Source organism: Pseudarthrobacter cellobiosi (genome assembly GCF_023913755.1).
Taxonomy (GTDB): Bacteria; Actinomycetota; Actinomycetes; order Actinomycetales; family Micrococcaceae; genus Arthrobacter; species Arthrobacter cellobiosi.
On record NZ_JAMXBJ010000031.1, the window covers coordinates 39541 to 55092 of the forward strand.

Genomic DNA, 15552 nt, shown 5'->3' on the forward strand with positions numbered 1-15552 from the left:
CTTACCGCCCGGCGTGTCGAGCCGGATACACCATTATTTCCACAGTCCCGGAATAGGAGCGCACGAATGTGCGGTTGAGCATGCCGGGCTTCGGGTTAGTGGCTGTGCGACGTGTGGGTGTCGGGTGCGGGCGCTGCGGGGGCGTCCGTTGGCTTGTCGCGGGTGCGATCTTCGCTGGTCGGAGCCTCCGCGGGTGCCTGCGACGGTGCCGGCGTGGAGTCGTGGCTGTGGCTCTCGGAGTCGAGAGTGCTTGCGAGGGCGGACATGCCGAACCACGTCAGCGCGGCGACCAACACGACACCTGCGGCAAACGGGCTGACCAGGTGGCGCAGGCCGCCCTTGGCGTCCTTGGCGATGAACGCGACGTACGACATCAGCAGGCCGATCGGAGTCATCCAGGCGCTGCGCTCGGGGAACTGTTCGAAGTGCTGGATGCCACCGCCGACCAGGCCGACGCCGAAGGAGAGCAGGAGCGAGAACGCGACGAGCGAGATGGCCCGGCTCAGCGGCGGGCGCTCATCGACGAGCACGAACTCGTTGACGATGGTGCCGAGGAGGAACACGAACGCACCGACGACGCAGATGATCGTGTACAGGCCCGGGTTGACCGGATAGTGCACGACGGCGCCGGCGATAAGGGCCGCGCCTATGAAGTAGAGCATCGCGCCGATGTAGCGCGAGTAGAGCGAGGGAGTCCGTTTCGCGAGCTCTGCCTCATAGGAGGCAACGTCTTCGCGGCTGAGGTCGTTCTGAACGGTCATGTCTGGTGAGTCTTTCGTTTTCGGGCAGCAGGCAGCCGTAGCTCCGATACCGGAGGTTGGTGCAGCGTGGCGCTGCGCGTGCTGCTCAGCAGGGCAGAATTGAGCGTCATGTCTCATTTCCTTGGAAGTGGGGCTTGGCCGGACACTCTAAACAGATGGGACACGCCACCGGCCTTTAGTGGTTTGTTAGCCTGCGCGGACGAAGGTGACGGCACCCTTGGACGTCATCCACGTAAGGGGGTGGACTGCGGTTTCGTTCTTGCCGTTCAGGCCTGAGCTGAGGACCTGGCCGTTGCCGACGTAAATTCCTACGTGGCCAGGCTGCATGACCATGTCACCGGGCTGGGGGTCGGTGACCACGGTGCCGTAGTTCATGAACTGCATTGGGCCCAGGTCCCCGACGGGGATGCCAGCGGCATTGAGGGCGTTTTCGACCAGCCGCGTGCAGTCCTGGATCATGCCGATCTGAGCGTAGGCGGAGGACACCATGATGGAGTTGGTGTCACCAGCTGCGGGGGCGGGAGCCGGAGCGGGCGCAGGCGGGGTGACGGTGACTTTGGCCGAGGCGGGTGCAGGGGTCGTTACGGCGGCCGCGGGTACCGCGGCCGCCGCGGTTTCCACGACAGGCTTCGGGGCTTCCGCTACGGGAGCGGGCGTGGTTTCCACGACCGGGCGCTCGAAGGAAATCTGGATGGTGGCATCGGCGGTCAGTGGGGCCTGTACCTGGCTTGCGACCTCGAGGTTGGCGGCCGGTTCAGCTTCGCGCTGGGCGGGAGCGTCGGCTGCCTGGGCGGCAGCAATACCACTGGTCAGCACGAGACCGGAAGCCGCTGCGAAGACGGCGGCCTGGCGGCCTGCGCCGCCGGCATTCGCGGTAACGGACTTGGTCAGTGCGGCAAGAGTGCTGGTCTGGGGGACCGCGCGGCGGCGGCCGTGAGTTTTGCGCATGGGCATGTAAGGGCCTCTCCCACTGCCTGCGAGGTTAGCTGTCGGATTCGGGTGGGAGGCACCCGGCCGCGTCAGGCGCAAAAGTGCACCAGGCACGGCTTCACCCCAAGACCTGCCAGAAGCAGGCCAATAATGGGTTCCCCGTCTCTGCCGGACGAAAAGCGAACGGATCCCGGGCAGCGGCAGAGTTAGGCAATCTGTTCGGGAGTGCCGCCTCAAGGAGAAACCGGCACGACTTACCGTACTTCAGACCAGCAATGTTTGTCACATTCCGATAACGGCGTGTCCGCCGTGGCACGGGATGCGCACTTGCTCTTTATACCCGGCCGGGGTATAGGATGCGTTTTCTTGGGTTGTCAGTGACATGGAAGTCCGGGCTGGTGTTGCCGTACCCGCTTGCACGGCCGTTCACCCCCCAGTACACCCTCGATTCTTCCTCAAGAGATAGAGCCGGGCTTCCCCTTGTTTCTTCCGCTGCCGGGTGCGGCTGCTGCTCAACCGGAGCTTCTTCGGCACCGGCAGTGGTATCCAGTGGCAGCACAGTCGAGTTTGCTGTTGAAGGGCTGACGTGCGGGCATTGCGTCCAGACCGTTAAAAAGGCTGTAGCGGCCGTTGACGGTGTCGAGTCCGCCTTTGTGGATCTCGTGTCCGGCGGGTCGTTCCCGGGTGATTGTCTACGGTATGGCCGAGAGCTTTGCTGTGTGTGAGGCCGTGACCTCCGCCGGCTACACGCTTTCCAGCAATTGACATCAAGGCCCCTGGCAGAAGACCGGTTAGGCGAGCGGGGTGTCTTTTGACGGGGCGAACGCGTCCCCGGCGCTGGACCTGTTCTGTCTACGACGTTTTGGCTGCTGTCCTGTCGGATTGTACGTGTCCGCTCCGGCCCGCCTAGCCCCTCCTTCGTCGGGGCCTGCGCCGCACGAATTTCCCTGCGGCGCTCCTTCGTCGCTGATTTCACCTGGGAATTTCCCGCCCCTTGCCCTGCGGGTAGACAGGCCTCCGTCGGCCACAGCTCCGCAAGCTTCGCCAGCAGCCAAAAATACGGGGGGAGAGGGGACGCTGGCCGGTCACCACGAGCCGCCCCGCCCACCGGCAAAACAACTTGGTCGGCGCCCGCACCCGTTTCCAGCCGCTTGACAGACATAGAAGCGTCGGGGGAAGTGAGGACGAATATTTCGTTGCGGCGGGGATCCTCAGTGTCCCAGGATCGCGTGCGCGATTTCGTCGGCGTCGCGGAGTGTCCGCTGCCCGCTGGCGTACGTGGGGCCGCCCGGCTGGAGCGCTTCCGCGGCGATGGCAGTGCCCCACTGGGTGGCCGAGAGCTGCAGGCCCAGCACATAGAGACCCTCGGTGACCGAGCCGTTGGCCGCCACCGGCCGGTACGGGTGCGGCGCAACGTCCAGCCCGGTGGCCTGCACCGGCGCACCTTCCGCCGTCATCATCAGCCGGGGCCGTACCATCCCGTCGGCGAGGAGCTGTTCCAGCAGCGGTGAGTCGTTCGCGGACACGCGGTTGGCCGGCGCAAGGGCCTCCACCATGGTCTTCGCCGCCACCGGCGGGCCGTTCACCCAGGGTGAGGCGGCGGTAAAGCGGCCTGTCCGGCGGTCCACGCCGAACCGGGGGTCGGGACCCACAAAACTGACCACGCCGGCGCGCGCCAGGGCAGCCAGCTGTTCAGAGCGCAGCGCGGGCGGCCCGCTGGCCAGGCCCTCCACAAACGACTCAAACCAGCCACGCAGGCCGGCCACCCAGGACTCATCGGTGATGCCGCCGTCGGCCACTGCCGTTTTCAGCACCGCGCGTCCATGATGCAGGGCGCCGATGGCCATCTTCACCGGATCCTCCTCGCCCAGGGCGGAGCGGCGGGCGTCATCAAGCAGGTACTCGACGACGGCGGCATCCAGTTCGGCACGTGATCCGAAAGACCTGCCCGCAAGCGGGGACGCGAGGCCCCGCAGATCCAGCCGGTGCCGCGGGCCGACGTGCACGGCCAGGACGCTCTCCACCGCGGCCTCCCAGTTGGCGGCGCTGTGGGCATGCGGGCGCAGCGCCTCCTCCAGCGCGGCCAGGAACGCGGACGCGTCAGGGACGGCCGCCGGCTGCGAGCGCACCAGGGTGGCGTAATAGGCCCAGAGGGTGTCGCGGTGCAGCAGGGGCCAGAGATCGTGGTCGAAACCCGGGCGGATCCCGGTGGCCGCGAACCGCTCCAGCGCGGCCACGGTCAGGTACCGCAGGGTGACCGACGCCGGGTAGTAGCCGGCCAGCGCGGCCTTGGCCCGGTACGGGGTGCCGCGGCGGGACGCGGCAATGATGAGCGGCTCCTGGCCGGACGGCTGATACTCAAGCCGGGGTCCGGCGTCGATGAATTTTCCGCCGCGGCCTTCCGTGAGCTGGCCCATCGCGTCGAAGAAGTTCAGCCCCATGCCCCGGACCAGGACCGGTTCGCCGGCTGGAATCGCGGCCCAGTCGACGTCCGCCGGGACCGCTGGCGGGAAGTAGCTCAGGCCCAGCTGTGCGGCCGATGCCTGGAGTTCCCGCTGCTCAGGGTTAAGCCGGGACGAAAGGTGCCCTAGTGCCAGGACCACGGAATCGACCTTGAGCGAACCGCCGCCGGCGAGTCCGACGTCGAACGTTCCGGTGCTTGGGGTTGTCTCGCCTGGGGTGCTGTCCCCTTGCGTCCTGGGTGTTCCGTCGCCCGACGGCCGCACCGAGACGGCGGTCGTTTCGTGGAAACTGACGGTGACGCCGTCGGGCAGCTTTTCCGTCAACTCATCCAGCGTGCAGCGCAGGTAGCGGCCGTACAGCGCCCGGCTGGGGAAGTCCCGCGATCCCAAGGCAGCCAGTTCGGACCGCTCGTCCAGCGTCAGGACCTGCATCGGCTCACGCTGCTGCCGGGCACGCCAGCGGTCGAACGTGGTGCCCGCGACGGGCGGCGCCAGCCGGGTGTCCTCAGGGATGACCGTGGGATAAAAGGACTGGGTGTTCATGAGGTACAGCCGGGACTGTCCGGGCTGCCACACGTGCCCCGGACCCGCCGGATAGGGGTCGATGACGTCGATATGGAGAGATGCTTGGCCGGAGTGGGCAGCAGCGTGGGCGGCGGCGTGTGCGAGCAGGCGCTCCAGCACACTGGTTCCCCGCGGTCCGGCGCCGATGATGGCTGTCCGGATGCTCTTCGATTTACCCACGGCATCCAGAGTATCGGCATGCGCCGCAGGCACTTGACTTGCTTGCGGCGCGAAAATGTTGTTTGGATGGGGCGCATGACCACCACTGCAGCTGATCAAACGCCCGGTTCATCGCCCGCCCCCGAACCCACTGATGAGAACGTCTGGCTGGAGGAGATCTACGGCGAGGCACCGCTTGCCTGGGTCCGGGAGCAGAACGCCCGCACCGAGGACCTTTTGGAGGACGCCGATTACGTAGGCCTGGAAGGAAGCATCCTGGAGGTGCTGGACTCCACGGACCGGATCGCCATGGTGGGCAAGCGCGGCGAGTGGTACTACAACTTCTGGAAGGACCAGGCGAACCCGAAGGGGCTGTGGCGCCGCACCACCTGGGAAAGCTACCTGACGGATTCCCCCGCCTGGGACGTGCTGCTGGATGTGGATGCCCTCGCCGCCGCCGAAGGTGAGGAGTGGGTCTTCCACGGTGCCACGTTCCTGCGCCCCGCCGCTGGCGACCCGTACCGCCTCGCGCTGCTGGCGCTCTCCCCCGACGGCGGCGACGCCAGCCGCTACCGCGAGTTCGACGTCGGGACCCGCACTTTTGTTGACCCGGCCGACGGCGGCTTCGACCTGCCGACGGCGAAGGGGAACGTCTCGTGGCTGGATGCGGACACGCTGCTGGTCGCCTCCACGGCCGGGGACCTGCCGCGGACCGCATCCTCGTATGCCCGGACGGCTATCACCCTGCGACGCGGCGAGGCCCTCTCCGCGGCTGCCCGGCTTTTTGAGGTGCCGGAGGACCACATGATGGCCGTGGTGGCGCACGATTCCACTCCCGGTTTTGAGCGCACGTTCGCTGTGGACTACATCGACTTCTACAACCGCAGCACGTTCATCCGCTGGGACGACGCGTGGCTCGAGATCGATGCGCCGACAGATGTTAACCTCAGTGCGCACCGCGAGTGGCTCCTATTCCGGCCGCAGCAGGACTGGTCAGTTGAGGGCACTACATACCCCGCCGGGTCCTTGTTGGCCGCGAAGTTCGAGGACTACCTTGCGGGGGCGCGAGATCTCTTTGTGCTGTTTACGCCGGATGCGCACACTTCGCTGCAGTCTTGGAGCTGGACGCGGAATTTCCTGCTGCTGAACCTGCTGCGGGACATCTCGTCAGAGATCCGGGTGCTGGATCCCTCTGTTCCCGGCGTTGCGGCCGACGGGGGCGCGTCCGACGGGGCTGCGGCCGACGGGGGTGCCTGGGCTTCGTCGCTGCTGGATGCCTGCCCGCCGCTGCACGACGTCAACGCCTACGCGGTGGACGACGAAGATGAAGGACCGGCCGACGGCGGTGCGGGCGACGACTTCTGGCTGGTCGCCACCGGATTCACCACCCCCAGCACACTGATGCGCGGAAGCCTCACGCGGGATCCTGCCGGGACCGCTGACTCCGGCGGGGGCGTTGCCGGGACGGCTGGCGTGGTGAGCAGCCATGCGGCAGTCAAGGCGTCGCCGTCGTTCTTTGATGACGACAAGTACGAGGTGCAGCAGCACTTCGCCGTGTCCGCGGACGGCACCCGGGTCCCGTACTTCCAGGTGGCCTCGCGGGACCTGGTCCTGGACGGGCAGAACCCCACGCAGCTCTCCGGCTACGGCGGCTTTGAGGTTTCCCGGACGCCTGCGTACAGCGGAACTGTCGGCAGGGCTTGGCTGGAACGCAGGACCGCCACCCCCGGCGGGCCCGGCGAGGCAGCGCACTCCCGCGGCGGTGTCTACGTGGTGGCCAACATCCGCGGCGGCGGAGAATACGGGCCGTCCTGGCACCGGGCCGCGCTGAAGGAAAACCGCCACCGCGCCTTCGAGGACTTCGCGGCCGTGGCGCAGCACCTCGTCTCCCGTGGCGTCACGTCCCGGGAGCGGCTTGGCTGCGTGGGCGGTTCCAACGGCGGGCTGCTGGTGGGCAACATGCTCACCAGTTACCCGGAGCTCTTCGGGGCTATCTCCTGTGGCGTGCCGCTGCTGGACATGAGGCGCTACACGAGGCTCTCCGCCGGGCACTCCTGGATCGCCGAATACGGCGACCCGGACGTGGCTGCGGAATGGGAGTACATCAAGACGTTCTCGCCGTACCACCTGCTCAAGGACGGCGTGGAGTACCCCGAAACATTTATCTGGACGGCCACGTCGGACGACAGGGTGGGACCGGTCCAGGCCCGCAAAATGGCTGCCCGGATGCAGGCGATGGGCATCCCGAACGTCTGGTTCCACGAGGCGCTGGAAGGCGGCCACGCCGGAGCTTCGGACAACCGCCAGGCCGCCGCGCTGCAGGCCCGCAGCCAGCACTTCCTGTGGCGGACGCTGGCAGGCGGATGAGCGTAGCGGCCAGTCCTGGCAACAGACCTACCGTGGATTGATGTCCGACGCCTTTCTGGCTGCCCTGAAACCGGCCGACCGACTGGCGATGTGGTGTCAGCTGCTGCTTGCCCCAGAGCCGGCGGCGTGCGTGGCGTGCGCGGACGGCTCAGTGGTGGGGTTCTCGCAACCCGCGCAGTGCCGCAAGGGGACCTTGATCAGGACCTGCCTTCTTCGGGGAGCCTGGAGCTGTGGGGACTCTATCTGCTTCAGTCCCATTCTACGAACGGCTGGGATTCGCTCCGGACGGGGCCGAGGACCGTGTGGCCGAGTGGGAAGACCTTCACGAAATCAGGATGATCCGCTCCGGTTGATCCGCTGATGGTTTGGGTATTCTGCGCAGGTATGTTCGCCGGGCGAGCAGCGCCCCTGACGCTGTGTGCTGGGGCTGAGACAAGCGTTCGGTGGCCGTTTTGCACTGCGTGCCCCATTCTGCGTATCCTTGGTGGGCTAGTAATAGCCATTGGAGACGTGCCAGAGCGGCCGAATGGGCTTCACTGCTAATGAAGTGTGGGGCACAACTCCACCGGGGGTTCAAATCCCCCCGTCTCCGCGTTTGGCCCCGGTCCTGGACCGGGGCCTTTTGCGTACCCAGGGCACCTGCGTTTATGCCACGAACCCCAACTAGGTAGCAGTAACTGTCGTTATGAGCGCTCATACCGACAGTTACTGCTACCTAGTTTGGTGGGTGGCGGGGTGGGGCGTGCGGGAGCCCGGGTGTGGTGCGGGCATGGAAGCAGGGCGTGGTGCGCGTGGGCTGGGCTGGCGGTCCGGGGTGCGGACGTCGGAGGCTCCATCCGGGCCCGCGGTGGCAGGATGGTGGAATGGCAGCACGCAACGCCCCGGAGACGGAAACCAGCCCAAGCCAGACGTGGAATCCACGCCTGGCGCTACTGGTGGCTGCCACATTCTTTATGGAGTTCCTGGACGGCACCATCCTCACCACCGCCATCCCCAACATCGCCGGCGACTTTGGCGTTCCAGCCGCCGACGTGAACATCACCATGACGGCCTACCTCATGACCGTGGCCATGGGAATCCCGCTCAGCGGCTGGCTTGCAGAACGCGTGGGGGCCCGCAAAGTATTCTGCTTCGCGATTGCCCTGTTCACACTGGCTTCATTGGCCTGCGCCGTCAGCCCCGACCTGACCGTGCTGACGCTGAGCCGGATCCTGCAGGGCGCCGGTGGAGCCATGATGGTTCCTGTCGGCACCCTCCTGGTACTGCGCGGCACACCCAAATCGGAGCTCCTGCGGGCCACAGCCTTCCTGGTGTGGCCGGCGCTGCTGGCGCCCGTACTGGCGCCGCTGGTGGGCGGCGCCCTGACAACCTACCTGTCGTGGCACTGGATCTTCCTCATCAATTTGCCACTGGGTGCGGCCGCCTTCATCGCCGCACTCCGTCTCGTTCCAGCCGGCGCCGGAGACAGGGCACGCAGGCTCGACTGGCTAGGCCTGCTCCTCACCACCACCGGCGTCGGTGCCCTGGTAGTGGGCCTGGAACTGGCCACCGCCCACCCCGACGGTCCATGGGCAGCTATCAGCGCTGCTGCAGGGGTATGCGCCCTCGCGGCCGCCGTGCTGTGGATGAGACGGGCCAAAAACCCTCTCTTTGATCTCAGTGTTTTTTCCACCCGCACATTCCGGGCCATGGCCACCGGCGGGTTCGTCTACCGCCTGACCATCAGTTCGGTGCCGTTCCTCCTGCCCCTAATGTTCCAGACCGGTTTCGGCTGGTCACCGCTGCACGCCGGAATCATGGTGGCGGCCGTGTTCATCGGCAACATCGGCATCAAACCGGCCACCACGCCGCTGATCCGGCGTTTCGGTTTCCGGGCCATGCTGGTCTTCGGCTCCCTGGCATCGGCGGTGACCTTCGCCCTGTGCGCCCTGCTCACGCCGGACACGCCGCAGGCACTGATCTTCGCCCTGCTGGTGTGCAGCGGGGCTTTTCGCTCCATCGGTTTCTCGGCCTACGCGTCGGTGCAGTACGCGGACATCGCACCGGCCCAGCTGACATCGGCCAATTCCGTGTCAGCGACCCTGGTTCAGCTCGCCGCAGGCGCCGGCATCGCCGTTGGCGCTTTGCTGATCCGGATTTTCGACGGCGTGGCGGCCTTCCCCGCGGATCACGCGGGCCCCTTCCGCGGAGCCTTCCTCACCATGGCCGTCCTGATGCTCTTCAGTACGGCAGACAGCCTGTCACTCCACCGGCACGCCGGCGCAGAGGTCAGCCGGCCTGGGCAAGCACGAGCGGAAGAACAGCCCCCGCGCCCGCCTGGCGCAGGGCACGTCCAGCAACGGTAACGGTCCACCGGCTGTCCACGAGGTCGTCGATCAGCATCACGCCCTGGCCTCGAAGTGATGCCATGGCCGCTTCCAATTCCGGACCCACCACCACACGGTCCCAAACGCCCGCCAGCCGGTACGCACTGTTGCCGCCACGGCTTCCAGTGGGTCCGCCATGTCCCAAGTCCAGCTCGCCAAGGTAGGGGATCCTGCCGATTTCCGAAATTCCCTGGGCAAGGGACCGGACCAGTTCGGGCTTGCTGCGGGAAGGCATGCTGACGATCGCGGCCGGCCGTCCTGCACCGCTCCAGCCTTGGTTCCGGCCGTCACCGGTAGCCCATTCCCGCAGGACCTGGACACAGGCCTGGAGCATGGCAGGATCCACCGGACGGTCTGCGGCGCCGGCCGCAAAGAGTTCCCGCAGCGCCCCGCCCCAGCCGAGATCGGTAAGCCTGGCCAGCACGCGGCCGTCCGCCAGTCCTTCGTCTGGCTTGATCTTGCCCTTGACCGGAACGCCCAGGCGGTCCATGCCGCTGGGCCACTGCAGCCGTGCCTCCAGGACACCGCCGGCGCGGGTGAGCGTCTGGCCCGCCGCTGCAGTGGCGTCGTCGGCGATATCTACCCGGAACCAGCGGCCCGCGCAGTTATCGCACTTCCCGCAGGCGTGCGCGGTCTCGTCATCGAGGACCGAGGTGATGTATTCCATCCGGCACCCGGCGGTGTCCTGGTAGATCACCATGGAGTCCTGCTCGTCCACCCTGGCCTCGGCGATCCGGCGGTAACGCTCGGCGTCGTAGATCCAGGGCTGGCCGGTGGAACGCCACCCGCCGCCGACACGTTCCACGGCGCCATCCACGGCCAGGACCTTCAGCAGCAGCTCCAGCGGGGTGCGGCGGAGGTCAACCCGGGCCTCCAACGCAACCGTTGACACGGCAGTTCCGGCTTCAGCCAACGCTGTCAGGACCGCTGTGGCTTTCTCCTCGGACGGCATGGAGGCGGTGGCGAAGTACTGCCAGATATCCCGGTCTTCAGAACCTGGCAGCAACAGCACGTCTGCGTTCGCCGCGCCACGGCCCGCGCGGCCCACCTGCTGGTAGTACGCCACTGGGGAGGACGGTGCCCCGAGGTGGACGACGAAGCCAAGGTCCGGTTTGTCGAAGCCCATGCCGAGCGCCGAGGTGGCCACCAGTGCCTTGACCTGGTTGTCCTTGAGCATCTGCTCTGCGCGCTCCCGGTCCGCGGGATCGGTCCTGCCGGTGTAGGCCTGAACTGTGTGCCCGGCTTCGGCGAGAAGCCGGGCGGTGTCCTCCGCGGCGGAGACTGTCAGCGTGTAGATGATGCCGCTGCCGGGCAGATCGGCCAGGTGCGTCAGGAGCCAGCCCAGCCGTTCGCGGGAATTCGGGAGTGCGAGGACGCCCAGGCGCAGGGAATCCCGGCCAAGGGTTCCGCGGATGGTGAGGACGCCCGCGCCCAGCTGTTCCTCGATATCGTGGACCACGCGCGAGTTGGCCGTGGCAGTGGTGGCCAGGACAGGAACGGACTCCGGCAGCTGCGTGATCAGGTCAGCGATCCGGCGGTAGTCCGGCCGGAAGTCATGGCCCCAGTCGGAAATACAGTGGGCTTCATCAATCACCAAGAGGCCCGTCCGCCGGATGAGCTCCGGCAGCTGGTTCTCACGGAAGGACGGGTTGGTGAGCCGTTCCGGCGAAACCAGCAGCACGTCGACTTCATCGGCGGCGAGCTGTTCCCGGACGGTGTCCCAGTCCAGCTGGTTCGCCGAGTTGATGGCCACGGCACGTACTCCGGCGCGGGCGGCGGCAGCCACCTGGTCCCGCATCAGGGCAAGCAGCGGCGAAACGATCAGGGTGGGGCCGGCGCCGCGGCGCCGGAGCAGAAGGGACGCCACAAAGTACACGGCCGATTTTCCCCAACCGGTGCGCTGGACCACCAAAGCCCGCCGGCCGCCGTCGACCAGTGCTTCAATCGCCTCAAACTGTCCGTCGTGGAAATCCGCCGCCGGATGCCCCACAAGTTCGCGGAGAACCTCCAGCGCCTGGCTTTTTGTGGCGGGCGGTGAGTCAGGGGAAACGGAAAGAAGGGCGGCGTTCTGGGTATCGACCATTGATTCAGTATCCCAGCCCCCACCGACACCCATAAAGCCGGGACCTCCGTATGTGGACAACCGGGAACGTCCGCGGGTCCACGTAAGATAAGACCCGTGACTAGCGAACAGACAAAGACTTTTGACCTCTCGGCATCCTTCAAGGCCTACGACGTCCGGGGCATCGTGGGCGAATCCATCACCGCTGAAATCGTCGAAGCCGTGGGCGCCGCGTTCGTTGATGTGCTGGAACTGGAGGGCCAGACGATCCTGGTAGGCGGCGACATGCGTCCCTCCTCCCCCGAGTTCGCCAAGGCCTTCGCCGACGGCGCAGCCACCCGCGGCGCCGACGTCAAGCTCCTTGACCTGATCTCCACCGACGAGCTCTACTACGCCTGCGGTTCCCTCAACGCTGCCGGAGCCACGTTCACCGCCAGCCACAACCCCGCCGAATACAACGGCATCAAAATGTCGAAGCCCGGCGCGCAGCCCATCTCCTCCGAATCCGGCCTCAAAGAGATCCAGGCCCTCGCCGAGAAGTACCTCAACGAAGGCTCCATCCCCGCGGCCCCCGCCCGCGGCCTGATCGGTGTCCACGACGTCCTGAAGGACTACTCCGAGTACCTCCGCCAGCTGGTGGACCTCTCCGGATCCCGGCCGCTCAAGGTAGTTGTGGACGCAGGCAACGGCATGGCCGGCCTCACCACCCCGGCGGTGCTGGGCGACGCCCTGCTGCCCAAGCTGCCCTTCGAGATCATTCCCCTCTACTTCGAGCTGGACGGTTCCTTCCCGAACCACCCGGCCAACCCTCTCGAGCCGGAGAACCTCCGAGACCTGCAGGCCGCCGTCATTGAGCACGGCGCCGATATCGGCCTGGCATTCGACGGCGACGCCGACCGCTGCTTCGTCATCGACGAAAATGGTGAGCCGGTGTCGCCATCAGCCGTCACCGGTATGGTGGCACGCCGCGAAATCGCCCGCGCCCAGGCGCAGGGCGAGGCAAGGCCCACCGTCATCCACAACCTGCTCACCTCCCGTGCAGTGCCCGAACTGGTAGAGCACGACGGCGGCCGCGCCGTCCGCACGCGCGTGGGCCACTCGTTCATCAAGGCAGTCATGGCCGAGGAAGGTGCAGTGTTCGGCGGCGAGCACTCTGCCCACTTCTACTTCCGCGACTTCTGGAACGCAGACACCGGGATGCTGGCGGCAATGCACGTGCTCGCTGCCCTCGGCGAGCAGGACGTACCGCTGTCCGAGCTCGGCCGCGAGTACGAGCCCTATGTCTCCTCCGGTGAGATCAACTCCGAAATCGAGGACAAGGCCGGCGCCGTAGAGCGCGTCCGCACCGACTTCGCCGCCGAGGACATCACCGTGGACACCATGGACGGCAGCACATTCACGGCCAATGACGGCAGCTTCTGGTTCAACCTGCGCCCGTCCAACACCGAGCCCTTCCTCCGCCTGAACGTGGAAGCAACGGACCGGGCCACGATGGAACGCGTCCGCGACCGCGTGCTCTCCAATGTCAGGCGCTAAACCGAAGATGGCCCACGAAGCCACGGACGGCACGGCCGCGGTAGCTTCGTGGCGGGATTCCGTTCCGGAGGCCTCCGCCACGGACCTGGAAAACCTGCTGGGCACAGGCGTCGGCGCAGCCCAGGAACAACTCGAGCGAAACGGCGGCTTCCTGCCCTTCGCACTGGTAGTGGAGAACGACGGCGAGGTCCGGCTGGTGGCTGTCACGCCGGCTGATGCCCAAGACGGCTCTGACGGTGACTTCGACGCGGACACGATGATCAGCGACCTCACCGAACTGCTCCGGCAGAACCGGGCTGATTTCCGCGCGGCCGCTATTGTCTGCGACATCCTCTTGGTGGAGGAAGAAATAGATGCCATCCATGTAGCCGCTGAACACCGCGACGGATCCGTCTTCGCCGCGGTCCTCCCCTACGCCGCCAACACCGGGACCCACGAATGGGAGTTTGGCCAGCTCGCCGCTGACACCAGCGAACCCACCGTCTGGGTGGACTAGACCTCCACTGGGTTGATGACATGAAGATCAATGCCTTCGCGGATGTGAGCCTGCGGGCCATGATGGTGCTGTCCGCAGCCCCTGACGGCAACCTGCTGACCACGCAGAGCATCGCCGACGCCGTGGGCACCCCGTACAACCACGTCAGCAAGGCCATGGCAAAGCTCCGTGAACTTGGCGTGATCGACGTCGAACGCGGCCGCAACGGCGGCTCCAGGCTCAACGACGCCGGACGCAAGGCCACCGTGGGCCAGTTGCTGCGGCTCCTGAACACCCGGGTGGATCCAGCGGACTGCCATTCATTGAACGGCGACTGCCCACTCATCAACGAATGCCGGCTTCGCGGCGCCCTCTCGCGCGCCCGGGAAGCCTTTTACCGGGAACTCGACGACATCGTGGTGTCCACCCTTCCCGGATCCCGCCAGATGGCGCCCGTATTCCAGGCGATCGGGCTCCGCCCGGGGCTCTGACTCCCGGCTCCCCTGCAGCCCGGGCATTTCCGGATCCGTAGTCCCCAATTTTGATATCTCTTCTACGAAGTGTAGAACTTAAGTATAAATACTTGTATTTCAAATACATGTATTGACCGCGGTCCGGATGTACGCCCCGGGCCCCTACCTCAGGAGTACGCATGCTCTCGGACAAATCCCGCCCCGTCATTGAGGCCACCCTCCCGTTGGTCGGTTCCCGGATCGGCGAAATCACCCCCAAGTTCTATGCACGGCTGTTCGCCGCCCACCCGGAACTGTTGGATGGCCTGTTCAGCCGCTCCAACCAGCGCTCGGGCAACCAGCAGCAGGCGCTGGCCGGAAGCATCGCCGCTTTCGCCACGCACCTGGTCAACAACCCGGGCACCCTCCCCGAAACCGTGCTTTCCCGCATCGCGCACCGGCACGCGTCGCTCGGCATCACCGAGCCCCAGTACCAGGTGGTCTACGAGCACCTCTTCGCGGCCATCGCGGAGGACTTGGCCGAGGTCATCACCCCGGAGATCGCCGAGGCCTGGACCGAGGTGTACTGGCTGATGGCCGATGCCCTGATCAAGATCGAAAAGGGCCTCTACGCCGCACAGGCCAACGGCACGATGTGGAGCCCCTGGAAGATCGCCGCCAAGACCCCCGCCGGCACTGGCTCGATAACCTTCACCCTGGAACCGGCCGACGACACCCCCATCACTCCCGCCCTGCCCGGCCAGTACGTCAGCGTCAAGGTCACCCTCCCGGACGGGCTGCGCCAGGTCCGCCAGTATTCGCTCTCCGGCGACGCCGGCACGAGCCGCAGCTTCACCACCAAGAAGGACGACGGCGGCGAAGTCTCGCCCGTGCTGCACGACACCGTCCAGGTGGGCGACGTCCTCGAAATCTCCAACCCCTACGGTGAAATCACGCTCAAGGAAGGCGAGGGCCCGGTGGTCCTGGCCTCCGCCGGCATTGGCTGCACGCCCACCGCGTCCATCCTGCGCTCCCTCGCGGAAGCCGGCTCGGACCGCCAGGTCCTGGTCCTGCACGCGGAAAGCGATCTGGAGTCCTGGGCGCTGCGCTCCCAGATGACGGACGACGTCGAACGCCTCGAGGGTGCCGACCTCCAGCTGTGGCTCGAGCAGCCCGAGCCAGGCACCAAGGCGGGATTTATGTCCCTGCGCGAAGTGGACCTGCCGGCCAACGCGTCGCTGTACCTCTGCGGACCACTGCCGTTTATGAAGCACATCCGCAACGAGGCCATCAACGCCGGCATCCCGGCCACGAAGATCCACTACGAAGTCTTCGGCCCGGACATCTGGCTGGCCAGCTGAATCAATTGGTGGGCCCACACCGGCAGGGTTCCCTGGCCGAGCTTGCGAGGCTAGGGG

At 66.5% G+C, this 15552-nt stretch carries 11 protein-coding genes, 1 tRNA gene and 1 riboswitch; of the genes, 8 read left to right on the forward strand and 4 right to left on the reverse strand.

The window, feature by feature from the left end; genetic code table 11:
* Nucleotides 1-95 precede the first annotated feature (95 nt).
* Nucleotides 96-761 carry a hypothetical protein gene (locus NG696_RS03740; RefSeq protein ID WP_252574086.1) on the reverse strand — a complete coding sequence of 222 codons (666 nt, stop codon included), beginning with the start codon at nt 759-761 and terminating at the stop codon, nt 96-98.
* 186 nt (nt 762-947) lie between these two features.
* Nucleotides 948-1715 (reverse strand): NlpC/P60 family protein, encoded by a 768-nt coding sequence (locus NG696_RS03745; protein WP_252567094.1) that lies wholly within the window; start codon nt 1713-1715, stop codon nt 948-950.
* Nucleotides 1716-1718: 3 nt separating this feature from the next.
* A riboswitch (cyclic di-AMP (ydaO/yuaA leader) is annotated at nt 1719-1914 on the reverse strand.
* 133 nt (nt 1915-2047) lie between these two features.
* Between NG696_RS03745 and NG696_RS21065 the strand changes: the two genes are divergently transcribed.
* Complete coding sequence (locus NG696_RS21065) at nt 2048-2416, forward strand: heavy-metal-associated domain-containing protein (protein ID WP_374208675.1); 369 nt, start codon at nt 2048-2050, stop codon at nt 2414-2416.
* Nucleotides 2417-2902: 486 nt separating this feature from the next.
* Here NG696_RS21065 and NG696_RS03750 read toward each other — a convergent pair whose 3' ends face one another.
* Nucleotides 2903-4897 carry an FAD/NAD(P)-binding protein gene (locus tag NG696_RS03750; protein WP_252567092.1) on the reverse strand — a complete coding sequence of 665 codons (1995 nt, stop codon included), beginning with the start codon at nt 4895-4897 and terminating at the stop codon, nt 2903-2905.
* Between the two features lie 75 nt (nt 4898-4972).
* On the opposite strand from NG696_RS03750, the gene NG696_RS03755 reads away from it, so the two are divergent.
* The 3 genes from NG696_RS03755 (at nt 4973) to NG696_RS03765 (ending at nt 9588) form a co-directional block, all read left to right on the forward strand.
* On the forward strand, nt 4973-7243 hold the full coding sequence (locus NG696_RS03755; protein ID WP_252574087.1) for a prolyl oligopeptidase family serine peptidase: 2271 nt from the start codon (nt 4973-4975) through the stop codon (nt 7241-7243).
* A gap of 504 nt (nt 7244-7747) precedes the next feature.
* Nucleotides 7748-7835 (forward strand) — tRNA-Ser (locus NG696_RS03760).
* Between the two features lie 271 nt (nt 7836-8106).
* Nucleotides 8107-9588 (forward strand): MFS transporter, encoded by a 1482-nt coding sequence (locus tag NG696_RS03765; RefSeq protein ID WP_252574090.1) that lies wholly within the window; start codon nt 8107-8109, stop codon nt 9586-9588.
* Here NG696_RS03765 and NG696_RS03770 read toward each other — a convergent pair.
* Nucleotides 9512-11692 carry a RecQ family ATP-dependent DNA helicase gene (locus tag NG696_RS03770; protein WP_252574092.1) on the reverse strand — a complete coding sequence of 727 codons (2181 nt, stop codon included), beginning with the start codon at nt 11690-11692 and terminating at the stop codon, nt 9512-9514. The two genes, NG696_RS03765 and NG696_RS03770, sit on opposite strands and share 77 nt — an antisense overlap.
* 96 nt (nt 11693-11788) lie before the next feature.
* Here NG696_RS03770 and NG696_RS03775 point away from each other — a divergent pair, with 96 nt between their 5' ends.
* The 4 genes from NG696_RS03775 to NG696_RS03790 all read left to right on the forward strand — a co-directional run bounded on the left by NG696_RS03775 (nt 11789) and on the right by NG696_RS03790 (nt 15495).
* The gene (locus NG696_RS03775; protein ID WP_252574095.1) at nt 11789-13207 is read left to right on the forward strand and encodes a phosphomannomutase/phosphoglucomutase; all 1419 of its coding nucleotides are present in this window, start codon (nt 11789-11791) and stop codon (nt 13205-13207) included.
* 7 nt (nt 13208-13214) lie between these two features.
* Nucleotides 13215-13703 (forward strand): hypothetical protein, encoded by a 489-nt coding sequence (locus NG696_RS03780; RefSeq protein WP_252567082.1) that lies wholly within the window; start codon nt 13215-13217, stop codon nt 13701-13703.
* Nucleotides 13704-13723: 20 nt separating this feature from the next.
* A complete protein-coding gene (locus tag NG696_RS03785) occupies nt 13724-14173 on the forward strand; it encodes an RrF2 family transcriptional regulator (RefSeq protein WP_104173963.1) in 450 nt (149 codons plus the stop codon).
* A 161-nt stretch (nt 14174-14334) separates the two neighbouring features.
* Nucleotides 14335-15495 carry a globin domain-containing protein gene (locus NG696_RS03790; RefSeq protein ID WP_252567080.1) on the forward strand — a complete coding sequence of 387 codons (1161 nt, stop codon included), beginning with the start codon at nt 14335-14337 and terminating at the stop codon, nt 15493-15495.
* Nucleotides 15496-15552: the final 57 nt, after the last annotated feature.

Excerpts from the sequence above, each read along its gene's own strand:
- NG696_RS03770 (WP_252574092.1), bottom strand. The coding sequence starts at position 11,692 with ATGGTCGATACCCAGAACGCCGCCCTTCTTTCCGTTTCCCCTGACTCA.
- NG696_RS21065 (WP_374208675.1), top strand. The coding sequence starts at position 2,048 with ATGCGTTTTCTTGGGTTGTCAGTGACATGGAAGTCCGGGCTGGTGTTG.
- NG696_RS03755 (WP_252574087.1), top strand. The coding sequence starts at position 4,973 with ATGACCACCACTGCAGCTGATCAAACGCCCGGTTCATCGCCCGCCCCC.
- NG696_RS03785 (WP_104173963.1), top strand. The coding sequence starts at position 13,724 with ATGAAGATCAATGCCTTCGCGGATGTGAGCCTGCGGGCCATGATGGTG.
- NG696_RS03790 (WP_252567080.1), top strand. The coding sequence starts at position 14,335 with ATGCTCTCGGACAAATCCCGCCCCGTCATTGAGGCCACCCTCCCGTTG.
- NG696_RS03740 (WP_252574086.1), bottom strand. The coding sequence starts at position 761 with ATGACCGTTCAGAACGACCTCAGCCGCGAAGACGTTGCCTCCTATGAG.
- NG696_RS03765 (WP_252574090.1), top strand. The coding sequence starts at position 8,107 with ATGGCAGCACGCAACGCCCCGGAGACGGAAACCAGCCCAAGCCAGACG.
- NG696_RS03745 (WP_252567094.1), bottom strand. The coding sequence starts at position 1,715 with ATGCCCATGCGCAAAACTCACGGCCGCCGCCGCGCGGTCCCCCAGACC.
- NG696_RS03780 (WP_252567082.1), top strand. The coding sequence starts at position 13,215 with ATGGCCCACGAAGCCACGGACGGCACGGCCGCGGTAGCTTCGTGGCGG.